Origin of the sequence: Pseudomonas sp. SbOxS1 (assembly GCF_013416725.1) — a bacterium.
Classification (GTDB): domain Bacteria; phylum Pseudomonadota; class Gammaproteobacteria; order Pseudomonadales; family Pseudomonadaceae; genus Aquipseudomonas.
The window spans coordinates 32,502-46,037 of sequence record NZ_JAAVXC010000029.1; the positions used below are offsets into that span (position 1 = coordinate 32,502).

A 13,536-nucleotide genomic window follows, 5' to 3' on the forward strand; every position below is an offset into this window, starting at 1 on the left:
CATGATCGAATGCGCGGATTATCGGGGATTTTACGCGGCGCCGGCCAAGGCGAGGGTGGCCTGGGCATATTTTTGTCGGCGAATCAGCAGTTTTGCCGGCGACTGGGCCAACTGTTCGGCCAAGGCCAGGGCGGCACTTTCCGCCACGCCGTAACAGCCGGTACGCTCGAACGCGATCTGCGAATGGTGGCTGAGGTGTGGCTGATAGGCGGCCAATTGCTCACTGCTGAAGTACAGCACCTGCAACCCAAGCTGTTCGGCCAGTTCGTTCAGGGCCGGTTCGTCGCGCTTCAAATCGATACTGGCCAAGGCCTTGATCCGATGCAGTTCGATCCGGTGCGCCTGCAGTGCCTGGTCGAGCAGTGCCCGCAACGTGCTGACGGGGCAGCCGCGCTGGCAGCCCAGGCCGACCACCAGGGTCGGCGCTGTGCCGAGGTCAGTCATGCGTGGTATTGGCCATCGCTTTTGCGGCGGAACAACCAGGCGCTGATCAGGCCCAGGGCCAGCCAGAACGCCACGTTGGTCAGCTGCGAAGCGATCTTGAACTGAGTTTCCAGTGCCTCTGGAGCGAGCATCGAGTGCACCTCCGGTTGCGGTGCGCCAATCACATGCGGCACGGCAAGGATCGCCACGCCGAGGACTTTCATCAGCCAGTGGCGGCTGAATACGATCAGGGCGATACCGACAGCGGTGGAGGCCGCGGTGCCGATCCACCAGAGCTGGCGTTGCGCCAGATCGGCAGCCGCGGTGCCCGGCAACTCAGGGGGCAGGCCAAGGGTCGGCGCCAGTACGAAGGTCGCGTAGCCAGCCAGGCCCCAGAGCAGGCCTTGGGAAGTCTTTGTCGGCGCGCGCAGGGTGTAGAGGCCGGCGAGCATCAGGGCGAAACCGACTGCCACCACGAGGTTGCCGCCAGTGGTCGACAGCACGCGCTGCCAGCCGTCTTCCGGCTCCCAGGCTTCACCGTCGTGACTATGAGCGGCGACGCCCGCGGCGTGTTCGTGGACTTCAACCGCCGCAGGTTCGGATTTCTCGTAGGTTTCGGCCTGCAAAATCAGCGGAGAAACCCAGAAGCTTTGCAGCAGGGTCAGCAGCAGGGCGGCCAGCAGCCCGCTGAACCCTGCGGTTTGCGCAATACGCTTGATCATGTCGGCAGGTCTCAATGGCACGGGAACGCGGAACTGTGGCGCGTATCGTGAGCCGCGTTGTGAACGGCTTCGATGTGCGAGAAACCGGCGAAATACACCAGGCACGCGCCGAGGATCGACGCACAAACGGCGGCGGTCAGGCGCTGGGACAGGGTAGTGGTGGTGCTGGCGGTATTGCTGTGGCCGGTGCTGCTGATAATCGACATGGCGCTTCCCTCTGTTCTGTCAGCGGGGAATAAGAGCGCAAGCAGAGCTCCGCACGACCGGGCGCGCAGGAGTCCGAACAGCGCCCGCCCACCGCGGGTTTGTTGATTGAAGTGATCGTATTGTTCACTTTGTGTTGCGGGCCGGTCTCCGGGCTCACGAGGGGCGCGGGCGTTAGCCTGAACCTGTAAGCGTCACCTTCCCATGCCGCATTGGCACAGTGGATCTGACGCTTCGCTCGCTTACCGTTGCGGGGGCAGCACCGGACTGACATGGCCTGAAGTAAAGCACATGATTCACCGGTTTCCCGTTTCACCCTGTGAAGGGCACCCGTAACAAGATGCGTAGGAGAGCATGGGCGGGGGTGATGCGTCAATTGGCAAGGGTTCTCGTTTGAGTGTTGGATCGTTCCCACGCTCTGCGTGGGAATGCCTCTTCGGACGCTCCGCGTTCGGCGGTTGATGGGACGCGGAGCGTCCCGGGCTGCATTCCCACGCAGAGCGTGGGAACGATCTAGCTCCTACGGATTGACCCGCCCCGATACCATGCGTAGCCTTGCGCTTTCGAGGTTCTTCGGCGTTTGTCGAAGCTAAGAAGGGAACGCGGTCAATGCCGCGGCTGCCCCCGCAACTGTGAACGGTTCAGTTTCTGCCATGCCACTGCATGCGCCAGCCATGGCGCGCGCGGGAAGGCGCAGCAACCGCCAGTCCAACGACTGGCCAGCCGTCAGCCAGGAGACCTGCCTCGATACAGATTCTCACTACAACCGGGCGGGGTGATCCGGTGGCGAACGCTTCCGGCGCGCTTGTGCGTTGCCGGTTCTCGTCCCGTATGCCCGCCACCTTGCCAAAGGGCATCCGATGAAAACACTGGCCAAACTCCCCGTCACCATCGTCACCGGCTTCCTCGGCTCGGGCAAAACCACCTTGCTGCGGCACATGCTCGACAATGCCCAGGGCCGCCGTATCGCGGTGATCGTCAACGAGTTCGGCGAACTGGGCATTGACGGCGAAATCCTCAAGCAGTGCTCCATCGGTTGCACCGAAGAAGAGGCCAATGGCCGTGTCTACGAACTGGCCAACGGCTGCCTGTGCTGCACCGTACAGGAAGAGTTCTTCCCGGTGATGCGCGAACTGGTGGCCCGTCGTGGCGACCTCGACCACATTCTGATCGAAACCTCTGGCCTGGCCCTGCCAAAACCCCTGGTCCAGGCCTTCCAGTGGCCGGAAATCCGCAGCGCCTGCACCGTTGACGCGGTGATCACCGTGGTCGACAGCCCGGCCGTGGCGGCTGGCACCTTCGCCGCGTTCCCGGATCAAGTCGACGCCCAGCGTAAACTCGACCCGAACCTGGATCACGAATCGCCACTGCACGAGCTGTTCGCCGACCAGTTGGCCAGCGCCGACCTGGTGATCCTCAACAAGGCCGACCTGATCAGCCCCGAAGACCTGGCCCGCGTGCGCCTGGAAGTCGCCGAAGAACTGCCGCCAGCGGTGAAAGTCATCGAAGCCAGCAGCGGTCGCCTGCCGTTGGACGTGCTGATCGGCCTCGGCGCCGGTTCCGAAGAACACATCGACAGCCGCCACAGCCATCACGACCACCACCATGAAGGCGAAGACGATCACGACCACGATGCTTTCGACTCGATCTCCATCGAACTGCCGGCATCCGACGAAAGCCTGCTGATGGATGCGCTGACCCAACTGGTGGTGCAGCACGGCATCCTGCGCGTCAAAGGTTTCGCCGCGGTTCCAAACAAACCGATGCGCCTGCTGATCCAGGGTGTGGGCACCCGTTTCGACAAGCATTTCGATCGCCAGTGGGGCGCGGAAGAAGCGCGCACCACCCGGCTGGTATTGATCGGCCAGGCACTGGACGCCGCAACGCTCGAAGCGCAATTGCGCGCCGCGCTCAGCGTGTAACCCATGCACCTGCTCAGGACCCAGCCCGGCGGATTCGTGTCGGATGACAACATTGCCGACCTTGGACAAACCCCCGCCGAGCTGGTGATCCTGTGCAGCGGCGACTCCAGCCTGGCGCTGCTTGCCGAAGCGGCGCAGCAGTTGCCCGACGATTACCCGAGCGTGCGCCTGGCCAACCCGATGCAGGTGCAGAACCATGCGTCGGTCGACCTGTATGTCGACGAAGTACTGCGCCACGCCAAAGTCATCCTGATTTCGCTGCACGGTGGCATTGCCTATTGGCGTTACGGCGTCGAGCGGCTGGTGGAGTTGTCGCAGCGGGGTGTGCAGCTGATCCTGGTGCCCGGCGATGATCGTCCGGACCCGGAGCTGAGCGACCTCAGCACCGTGGGCGTCGAGGATCGTGACCAGCTTTGGCAATTCCTGCGACAGGGCGGCATGGGCAATGCCCTCGATTTTTTCCGTTGCCTGGCCAATCGTTGGCTGGGGCGCGACTACGCCTGGGCCGAGCCGCACACCTTGCCGCGCACGGCGATTTACCATCCACAAAAAAGCCCCGCGGCACTGAGTGACTGGCAAGCCGAGTGGCAGGGCGGTCAGCCGGTGGCGGCGGTGCTGTTTTACCGCTCGCATTTGCAGGCGGCGAACACCGCGTTCATCGATATTTTCTGCCAGCGCTTGCAGGCGGCGGGGCTTAATCCGCTGCCGATAGCGCTGGCCAGCCTGAAAGAGCCCGGCTGCCTCACGGTGGTCGAGGACTGGCTGGATGACGTCGAGGCGGGGGTGATTCTCAATACCACCGGTTTCGCCCAATCCAGCCCGGAAGCACCGCACTTGCGCCCATTTCGCCGCAATATCCCGGTGATCCAGGCCATTTGCGCCCAGGACAATGAACCGGGCTGGCGAGCCAGCGAACAGGGGCTCGGCCCCCGGGATCTGGCGATGCACATCGCATTGCCGGAACTGGACGGGCGCATCATCAGCCGGCCAATTAGTTTCAAGGACCTGGCCTGGCGCAGCGAGCGCAGTCAGTCAGACGTGGTCTGCTATCGCGCGCAGCCGGAACGCATGGACTTTGTCGCGCAACTGGCGCGGCGCTGGATCGATCTGGCGCGGTTGCCCAATGGCGAAAAACGCATCGCGCTGATCCTGGCCAATTACCCGACCCGCGATGGTCGGATCGGCAATGGCGTCGGGCTCGATACTCCGGCTGCGGCGTTGAACATCCTGCGCGCGCTATATAACGAAGGCTATCCGCTGCCAGCCGGGTTGCCGGACAGCGGCACCGGGTTGATCCAGCAATTGCTCGGCGGCGTCAGCAACGACCTTGATACCCTCGATCAACGCCCGTGCCAGCAAAGCCTGGCCATGGACGATTACCTGCAGATGTTCAACGCGCTGCCAGACGCCAACCGGGCGGCGGTACTGGAACGCTGGGGCACGCCCGACAGTGATCCGATGTGCCGTGACGGACGAATGATGATCGCCGGGTTGCGCTTTGGCCTGACTTTCGTCGGCATTCAACCGGCGCGGGGTTACCAGGTCGATCCCAGTGCGGTGTATCACGACCCGGACCTGGTGCCGCCCCATGGCTACCTGGCGTTCTATTTCTGGCTGCGCAACACCTACGGCGCCCACGGTGTGATCCATGTCGGCAAGCACGGCAACCTGGAATGGCTGCCGGGTAAGGGCGTGGGGCTGTCGGAGCACTGCTGGCCGGATGCGCTGCTCGGGCCGCTGCCGAACATCTATCCGTTCATCGTCAACGACCCGGGCGAAGGCGCCCAGGCCAAGCGCCGCACCCAGGCGGTGATCATCGACCACCTGATGCCGCCGCTGACCCGCGCCGAAACCTACGGCCCGCTGCGCAACCTGGAGTTGCTGGCGGACGAATACTACGAGGCGCAATTGCTCGATCCACGGCGTGCCCGGGAATTGCAGCGCGATATCCTGCAACTGGTGCGCGACACCCACATCGACCGTGAACTGCAACTGGACGAACGACTGGACAGCGAGGCCGATGCGGCGATCTGGCTGCCGCGCCTGGACACGTACCTGTGTGACTTGAAAGAGTCGCAGATCCGCGATGGCTTGCACGTGTTCGGCGAGTCGCCGGCCGGTCGCTTGCGGATCGACACCTTGCTCGCGCTATTGCGCATTCCCCGGGGTGATGGCCGTGGGGCGCAATCGAGCCTGCTGCGGGCGTTGGCCAAGGCCTTCGAACTGGGGTTCGATCCGCTGGATTGCGCGTTGGCCGAACCGTGGACCGGGCCGCGCCCGAACGCATTGTTGTCGCTCGGTGATGAGCCCTGGCGCACCACCGGCGATACCCGTGAACGCCTCGAACTGTTTGCCACACAGCTTATTTCACAAACGTTGAATACCCCCTGTGGGAGCCAGCCTTTGTGGCGAGGGGATTTATCCCCGTTGGACTGCGCAGCAGTCCCATTCTCCAGGGCCGCCCCGCGACCCAACGGGGATAAATCCCCTCGCCACAAAAGTGGGCTCCCACAGGAGACGCGCTGGATTGAGGTTCAAGTCATCCTCGACCACCTGCGCGAAGTGGTCGCACCAAGGCTGGACGCCTGTGGTCCCGCAGAGATGCGCGGCCTGCTCGATGCCCTGAGCGGCCGTTTCGTCCCGGCCGGCCCCAGTGGCGCGCCGAGTCGCGGTCGCCTGGACGTGCTGCCCACCGGGCGCAACTTCTATTCTGTGGACGTGCGCAACCTGCCGACCACCACCGCGTGGCGCATCGGTTTCCAGTCCGCCAACCTGATTCTCGAGCGCCACCTGCAAGACCATGGCGATCACCTGCGTCAGCTCGGCCTGTCGGTGTGGGGCACGGCGACCATGCGCACTGGCGGCGACGACATCGCCCAGGCCATGGCGCTGATGGGCGTGCGTCCGGTCTGGGCCACCGGCAGTCAGCGGGTCGACGACTTTGAAATCCTGCCGCTGAGTTTGCTCGATCGTCCGCGGGTTGACGTAACTTTGCGCGTATCGGGTTTCTTCCGCGATGCCTTCGCCAACCTGATCCGGCTGTTCGATGCGGCCGTGCAGGCAGTCGCCGCGCTGGATGAGCCGGACGATCTCAATCCGTTGGCAGCCAAGGTGCGCGCCGAGCGTGAAGCATTGCTGCAATCGGGGCTCGATGATGAAGCGGCTCGCCGTCAGGCCGGTTGGCGCATTTTCGGCGCCAAACCCGGCGCGTATGGCGCAGGCGTGCAGGGCGCCATCGATGGTCGCTTGTGGCAAAGCCGCGAGGATCTGGCCGAGGTTTACCTGAACTGGGGCGGCTACGCGTATGGTGGGTCTGACGAAGGCACCGAGGCACGCGGGCAGTTTTCCCAGCGCCTGAGCCAGGTGCAAGCGGTGCTGCAAAACCAGGACAACCGAGAGCACGACCTGCTCGATTCCAATGACTACTACCAATTCCAGGGCGGTATGCTGGCCGCCGTTGAAAGCCTGAGTGGCGAGGCGGCGGCCAGTTATCACGGCGATCACAGCCAGCCGGACTTGCCGAAGATCCGCACGCTGAAGGAAGAACTGAACCGGGTCATCCGCTCCCGGGCGGCCAATCCGAAGTGGATCGACGGGGTCAAGCGGCACGGCTACAAAGGCGCATTCGAAATGGCCGCGACGGTGGACAACCTGTTCGCTTTCGACGCCACCACCCGCTTGATCGACGATCACCAATACGCGCTGCTGGCCGATGCCTATCTGCTCGATCCGGGCACCCGGGATTTCGTGCGCGAGCATAACCCCCATGCCCTGCGGGACATGACCGAGCGGATGCTCGAAGCGCAACAGCGGGGGATGTGGAAAGAACCGGGTGATTACCGGGAAGCGCTGGAAAACTTGTTGCTGGATATAGAAGAAGACAGCTGACGGCTTGAGAGATCGTTCCCACGCTCTGCGTGGGAATGCCTCAACGGACGCTCCGCGTTCGGCTTTAGAGGGGACGCGGAGCGTCCCGGGCTGCGTTCCCACGCGGAGCGTGGGAACGATCAACGACACCACCGACCATGATGAGTAACCCGACATGACCGACACCCCGCATTTCCCGCTTTCCGCCGTGGTCGGCGCCGACGATTTGAAACTCGCGCTGTACCTGACCGCCATCGACCCGAAAATCGGCGGTGTGCTGATCGAAGGCCCGCGCGGCATGGCCAAGTCGACCCTGGCCCGCGGCCTTGCAGACCTGCTGGCCAGCGGCCAATTCGTCACCTTGCCCCTGGGCGCCACCGAAGAGCGCCTGGTCGGCACCCTCGACCTCGACGCCGCCCTGAGTGAAGGTCGCGCGCAATTTTCCCCCGGTGTGCTGGCCAAGGCCGACGGCGGTGTGCTCTACGTTGATGAAGTGAACCTGCTGCCGGATCACCTCGTCGATCTGCTGCTCGACGTGGCGGCCAGCGGCACCAATCTGGTTGAGCGCGACGGCATTTCCCATCGGCATTCGGCGAAGTTCGTGCTGATCGGCACCATGAACCCGGAGGAGGGCGAGTTGCGTCCGCAACTGCTCGATCGCTTTGGCTTGAACGTCGCCCTCAGCGGCCACACCGCACCGACGGAGCGCGGGCAAATCATCCGTCGGCGCCTGGATTTCGACAGTGACCCGCAACAATTCTGCGTCGAATGGGAGCACCAGCAGCAGTCGTTGCGTGAGCGCTGCCAAACCGCGCGCAGCACCTTGGCGAGCATTCCCCTCGACGATGACGCGTTGGCGCAGATCACCGAGCGTTGCTTTGCCGCCGGAGTCGATGGCTTGCGCGCCGACCTGGTCTGGTTGCGCGCGGCGCGCGCCCATGCGGCCTGGCGCGGCGCGACAGCCATTGGCGAAGAGGATATCGACGCGGTCGCCGAGTTCGCCTTGCGTCATCGTCGTCGCGAGCACACACCACCGGCACCCCAACAAAACCAGGCCCCATCCAGCCAACAACCAAATCCGAGCGAAGGCCAGGGCCAGTGGGGCGAGATGCCCGCGCAAGCGCTGCCGGTCGGAGCGCGGCGTGAAGTGCCGAGCTGGCCAAAAAAGCCCTAGGCATTCGCCCTCGATCTGACGCGGGGGCGAATGCCAGACCCCGTGCCGGCCACCTCGATCACGGTAAACAGGGTAAACGTCACGCGGCCCCTAACGGCTCGATCAATTGGCCCGGCACCTTACTCAACGGTCGACCACGCCAGCGCCAGGATGTGCTGTTCCAGCTGCGCACGCGCTCGGCGCATGAGCTGTGGCTGGTGATTGTCGATGCGTCGGCTTCGACCCGCCGCCACCAGGCATTGAGTGATGCCAAGGGCCTGTTGGCGCAATTGTTCGATGATGCCTACCGCCAGCGTGCGCGCCTGGCATTGCTCACGGCCAGCGGTGCGGTACCGAAGTGGCAGGTGCAGGGGTTGAAGGCATCCAGCGGTTTGCGCCATTGGCTCGACGGCCTCGGCGCGGGCGGCGGCACGCCGTTGCTGGCGGCGTTGGGTGAAGCAGCGCTTTGGCTAGGTGTGCGGCGAAAGCGTTTTCCGGAGGAGCAGCAGCGCTTGCTGGTGGTGACCGATGGCCGGATGAAGGAATGGCCTTCGTTGCCCGTGCTCGACTGCCCGGGGCTGTTGATCGACATCGAGCGCGGACCGATTCGCCTTGGGCGCAGCAAGGTATTGGCGGCGCAGTTGCAGTCCGAGTATAGGCATATCGACGAGTTGCTGCCGGGCTGAGCTCTGTGTGGCCTTGCCTGATCGCCAGCAGGCTGGCTCCCACAGTCATTCGGGTGAGCCACAGATTTCATCAGTGCCGGATATCCCCTGTGGGAGCCAGCCTGCTGGCGATGGGTATCCCACAATCAAAGATGAACTCGCCAGGTACGCTTCATTCAAGCACCAGGGCTGTCCGGGCCGCTGGAATCGGATTGCGCATCAGTGTCCCGACAACCAATGCGCCCAGCAACCCCGCCAGGCCCGCGACCCAAAGCAACAAACTGAAACCACCCACGAATGCCTGTCGCGCCAGTGGCTCGACCACCGGCCGCGCGGCCTCTGGCAACAGACTCAGCGCCGCCGGCATGTCACCGGCCACCACCCGCGAGGCGATACCCTGGCTGTGCTCGAGCCATTGTCCGCCCTGTGCCGCCAGGCCGTCGTGCAGCAACTGTTCGCTATGCCCCGACAGCAGCGCACCATAAACCCCGATGGCCAGCATCACCGCACTGAAGCGCATGGTCGTACTCATGCCCGAGGCCATGCCAGTACGCGCCCGAGGCACACAGGCCATGATGTTTTTCTGCGTATCGCCATTAAGCAGCCCGGCGCCGGCACCCGTGACTGCAATCGCCAGGGCGAAGGGCAGGTATCCGCCGCTATCAACTGCCCAGGCGCTGAGCAAGTTACCGCTGCCCACCAGGGTGAGTCCGATGGCCATCATGTTCGCGGGCGTCACGCATCCTGCCAGCCGTGCACCGATGCGCGGGAAGATCAGCATGGTCACCGCAAACGGCAGCATGCCGAGCCCCGCGGAAATGGCGGTAAAACCCAGGCCGTTCTGCAAGTAGAACGGCAGCAGGGTCATCATCACCTGGGCGCACGCGGCGTAGGCAAACATACCGAGCAACGCGCCGATGAACCGTGGGTGACGGAACAGTTGCAGATCGATCATCGGCCGCTGCTGCAGGCGCTCGATCACCACGAACAATCCGAGCAACAGGGCACCACCCACCAGGCGGACGTAGGTCGCCGGATTGTTCCAGCCGATGCGGTTGGCTTCGATCAAGCCCCAGATCAGGCACAGCAAGCTGGCGCTGAAGGCGAGGCTGCCCCACGGATCGAGACGCGCGGCCTGGGCGTCACGGGATTCCGGTACCGCGCGCCAGACCATGAACATCAGGAACAGGCCGATCGGCAGGTTGAGGTAGAAAATCCAGCGCCAGCCCACGTACTCGGCGATCAACCCGCCCAGGGTCGGCGCCGCCGTCATGGCCACGCCCATGCAACCGCCCCAGAAGGCCCAGGCCTTGGCCCGTTCGGCTTCATCGTGGAAGGTGTGGCCGATGGAGGCGAGCGCCGAGGTCAACAGCAGCGCCGCGCCGACGCCCTTGATCGCGCGGGCGATGTCGAGAAACAGCGCGTTCGGTGCGGCACCACAACCGATCGAGGCCAGGATGAAAATACCCAGCCCCCACATCAGGGTTTTCTGCCGACCAAAACGGTCCGCCAGGCTGCCCGCGGGCAACAGCAACGCGGCGAAGGCCAGCATGTAGGCGCTGACCACCCATTCGATGTCAGCGAAATTCGCCCCCAGGTCCCGGGCGATGCTGGGCAAGGTAACGGCGACGATGTTGGTGTCCAGCACGATCAGCGAGCACACCGCACTGGCGGTTAACAAGGTCAGGCGCGGGCTCACCTGGGGTTTGACGGACATGGCAGGGGTTCTCTACTGTGAGGTTCCGTGCAGCTTATCCCTGGCTGGCGATGCCTTTGTTAGGCGCCAACCATCACTTCATTACCTTTGAGCTAATGCACCGATGGATATCCGCCACTTTCGTTACTTCCTTGCGGTCGCCCGGCACCGCAACTTCACCCGCGCCGCCGAGCAACTGGGCATCGCACCGCCGACCCTGACCCGGCAAATCCAGGACATGGAAGCGGAACTGGGCGCGCGCCTGTTCCTGCGCCAGGTCCGGGATGTCAGCCTGACCGAGGCGGGCGCGGCACTGGTGATAGAGGCCGAGGCCACGGTGCGGCAATTCGAGTCGGCGCAGCGCAATGCCCAGCGTGCCGGTCGGGGCGATATCGGCCACATCGAACTGGGTTATGTGGCGTCGGCGGTGTATGCGGGGCTGCTGCAAAAGCAGGTGCAGGGTTTTGCCGGCCAATACCCGGATGTCAGCCTCAATGTGCGGGAAAGCCCCATGGCCAGCCTGCCGAACATGATCCTCGAAGGGCGCTTCGACCTGGGTTACATCCGCTGCCCATTGGCCTTGCCCGAGGGCGTCGAGGGTGTGCGCCTGAGTGATGAAGGCTTTGTGTTGGCATTGCCGATCGACTCATGGCTCCACCGCTTGCCGGTCATCACGTGCGCGCATTTGCACAATGAAAACTTCATTCTCCCCGAACAGGTTATTGGCACCTTGCACGTTGCCAGCCAAGGCGATTTCGTACCCAGGCTGGGCGCGCAGCCGGGTGGGTTGGTGGCGGTGATTGCTTTGGTCTCCCTTGGCCAGGGCGTCGCGGTTGTCCCGGAGTCGGTGGTGGGCCATGTCAGTTTGCCGAATGTGGTGTATCGCCCGATCAAGGACTGTCACGCGACGTCGTGGCTGGCGTTGATTCATCGGCGGTTCGAGAAATCTCCGGCGGTGCTCAGGTATGTCGAATGGATCAGGAGATCGGCGTAGGTGGCGAATTTTTCGCTCTTCTACAGATCTTGAAATGATTTCAAGCTGTAGGAGTTGTCGCTATCGCCTGTACGATTCAAGTCCTTTTTCCTTTCCAGGACTTGCATGAACGCCCTTACGGAGCCCCCCAGTTATCCTTTCCCCTCGCGCCAACGCGCGGCCTTGATGCACGCGAAACACCCGGTCTTCTGGCGTCCCGATCTCCCTGTCATTGCAGTTTCCCGGCATCAAAGCCGTGCCTTGCCGTGCCCGGCATCCTGAATTCACTGAAGAGATCGAGACATTTACATGGAATGGTTAGCTGACCCCACCGCGTGGCTGGGCTTGTTGACACTGATTGTGCTGGAGTTGGTGCTGGGCATCGATAACCTGGTGTTCATCGCGATCCTCGCGGACAAATTGCCGCCCGAACAGCGCGACCGCGCGCGCATCATCGGCCTGTCCTTGGCATTGTTGATGCGCCTGGGCCTGCTGGCGAGTATTTCCTGGCTGGTAACCCTGACCCAGCCGCTGTTTGAAGTGTTCGACAAGAGCTTCTCGGGTCGTGACCTGATCATGCTGTTTGGCGGTGTGTTCCTGTTGTTCAAGGCCACCATGGAGCTGCACGAACGGCTTGAAGGCCATGTCGGCGAGCGCACGCCCAATACGGCTTACGCGTTGTTCTGGCCTATCGTGGCGCAAATCGTGGTGCTCGACGCGGTATTCTCCCTCGATGCGGTGATTACCGCGGTGGGCATGGTCGACGAATTGTCGGTGATGATGATCGCCGTGATCATTTCCATCGGCCTGATGATCGTTGCCAGCAAGCCGTTGACCCGCTTTGTCAACGCGCACCCCACGGTGATCATGCTGTGCCTGGGCTTTTTGATGATGATCGGTTTTGCCCTGACCGCCGAAGGCCTGGGCTTCCATATTCCAAAGGGTTACTTGTATGCGGCCATCGGCTTCTCGATCCTGATCGAGGTGTTCAACCAGATCGCCCGGGCCCGGCGCAAACGTTCGATGCAGGGCCTGCGACCGATGCGTGAACGCACCGCGCACGCGGTGATGCGCATGCTCGGCGGGCGCAAACTGGCGGTGGAAGAAGTCGGTGAAGAAATCGCCGACATGCTGGATGACGGCGAAGCGCAGAGCGAAGAGCTGTTTGACCGGCGTGAACGGGTGATGATCAGCGGCGTATTGCAACTGGCCGAGCGGCCGATCCGTAGCTTGATGACCGTGCGTGCCGACGTCGACCACATTGACCTGGCCGACGACCCGCAGACCATTCGCACGCGTTTGATGCATTCGTCCTACTCGCGTCTACCGCTGATTCGCGACGGCGCGGTGGATGAACCGCTGGGCTTCGTGCACAAGAAGGAACTGTTGAAGGAATTCCTGGCTGGCAACCAGCCTGATCTTGCACACCTGGCGCGCCAGGCCATCAACCTGCTGGACAGCTATTCGGTCCTCAATGCCCTGGAGCAGATGCGCAAGGCCTCGACCCACATCGCGTTTGTGGTCAACGAATTCGGTGACTTCGTGGGCGTGCTGACCATGACCGACATCCTCGAGTCGATTGCCGGTGAACTGCCCGACGCCAGCGAAATCCAGGGCCCGGACGTGGTCGAGGAGAAGGGCGGTTTCGTGGTCAGCGGTGCATTGAACCTGATGCGGGTGCGTCAACGCACCGGATTCGCGGCAGAGCCGACCGACGACTACCAAACCCTGGCCGGCCTGGTGGTGAGCCTGCTGGATCGACTGCCGATGATCGGTGACAGCCACGAGTGGGAAGGCTGGCGATTGACCGTCATGTCGGTTGAAGAACGGCGGGTGACGCGGGTGTTTTTGGCGCGGATGGGCGGGTGATTCATTCTTAGGCTCTTTGAGAATATGTGGCCGTCACGCTGC

General features: G+C 63.3%; 10 protein-coding genes and 2 riboswitches. Of the genes, 6 read left to right on the forward strand and 4 right to left on the reverse strand.

Going from position 1 to position 13,536, the window contains the following annotated elements:
- Positions 1 to 30: 30 nt before the first annotated feature.
- The 3 genes from HFK74_RS22770 to HFK74_RS22780 are packed head-to-tail and all read right to left on the reverse strand — an operon-like array spanning position 31 to position 1,351.
- A complete protein-coding gene (locus tag HFK74_RS22770) occupies positions 31 to 444 on the reverse strand; it encodes a cobalamin biosynthesis protein (RefSeq protein ID WP_180205443.1) in 414 nt (137 codons plus the stop codon).
- Positions 441 to 1,145, reverse strand: a complete 705-nt coding sequence (locus tag HFK74_RS22775) for a CbtA family protein (protein WP_180205444.1) — start codon at positions 1,143 to 1,145, stop codon at positions 441 to 443. Before HFK74_RS22775 ends, HFK74_RS22770 begins: the two co-directional genes overlap by 4 nt.
- Before the next feature lie 11 nt (positions 1,146 to 1,156).
- A complete protein-coding gene (locus HFK74_RS22780; protein ID WP_008059280.1) occupies positions 1,157 to 1,351 on the reverse strand; it encodes a CbtB-domain containing protein in 195 nt (64 codons plus the stop codon).
- Between the two features lie 121 nt (positions 1,352 to 1,472).
- Positions 1,473 to 1,698, reverse strand: a riboswitch (cobalamin riboswitch).
- Between the two features lie 200 nt (positions 1,699 to 1,898).
- Positions 1,899 to 2,111: riboswitch (cobalamin riboswitch) on the forward strand.
- Between the two features lie 98 nt (positions 2,112 to 2,209).
- Between HFK74_RS22780 and cobW the strand changes: the two genes are divergently transcribed.
- The 4 genes from cobW to HFK74_RS22800 all read left to right on the forward strand — a co-directional run bounded on the left by cobW (position 2,210) and on the right by HFK74_RS22800 (position 8,977).
- Positions 2,210 to 3,271 (forward strand): cobalamin biosynthesis protein CobW, encoded by a 1,062-nt coding sequence (gene cobW / locus HFK74_RS22785; protein WP_180205445.1) that lies wholly within the window; start codon positions 2,210 to 2,212, stop codon positions 3,269 to 3,271.
- 3 nt (positions 3,272 to 3,274) lie between these two features.
- Positions 3,275 to 7,159: a cobaltochelatase subunit CobN gene (cobN, locus tag HFK74_RS22790; protein WP_180205446.1), complete on the forward strand. Its 3,885-nt coding sequence runs from the start codon at positions 3,275 to 3,277 to the stop codon at positions 7,157 to 7,159.
- Between the two features lie 154 nt (positions 7,160 to 7,313).
- Complete coding sequence (locus HFK74_RS22795) at positions 7,314 to 8,312, forward strand: ATP-binding protein (RefSeq protein WP_180205447.1); 999 nt, start codon at positions 7,314 to 7,316, stop codon at positions 8,310 to 8,312.
- Positions 8,313 to 8,314: 2 nt separating this feature from the next.
- Positions 8,315 to 8,977: a VWA domain-containing protein gene (locus HFK74_RS22800; protein ID WP_368738176.1), complete on the forward strand. Its 663-nt coding sequence runs from the start codon at positions 8,315 to 8,317 to the stop codon at positions 8,975 to 8,977.
- A gap of 151 nt (positions 8,978 to 9,128) precedes the next feature.
- On the opposite strand, the gene HFK74_RS22805 is transcribed toward HFK74_RS22800, so the two are convergent.
- On the reverse strand, positions 9,129 to 10,673 hold the full coding sequence (locus HFK74_RS22805) for an MFS transporter (RefSeq protein ID WP_180205448.1): 1,545 nt from the start codon (positions 10,671 to 10,673) through the stop codon (positions 9,129 to 9,131).
- Between the two features lie 103 nt (positions 10,674 to 10,776).
- On the opposite strand from HFK74_RS22805, the gene HFK74_RS22810 reads away from it, so the two are divergent.
- On the forward strand, positions 10,777 to 11,646 hold the full coding sequence (locus tag HFK74_RS22810) for a LysR family transcriptional regulator (RefSeq protein ID WP_180205449.1): 870 nt from the start codon (positions 10,777 to 10,779) through the stop codon (positions 11,644 to 11,646).
- Between the two features lie 288 nt (positions 11,647 to 11,934).
- Complete coding sequence (locus HFK74_RS22815; RefSeq protein ID WP_180205450.1) at positions 11,935 to 13,494, forward strand: TerC family protein; 1,560 nt, start codon at positions 11,935 to 11,937, stop codon at positions 13,492 to 13,494.
- Positions 13,495 to 13,536: the final 42 nt, after the last annotated feature.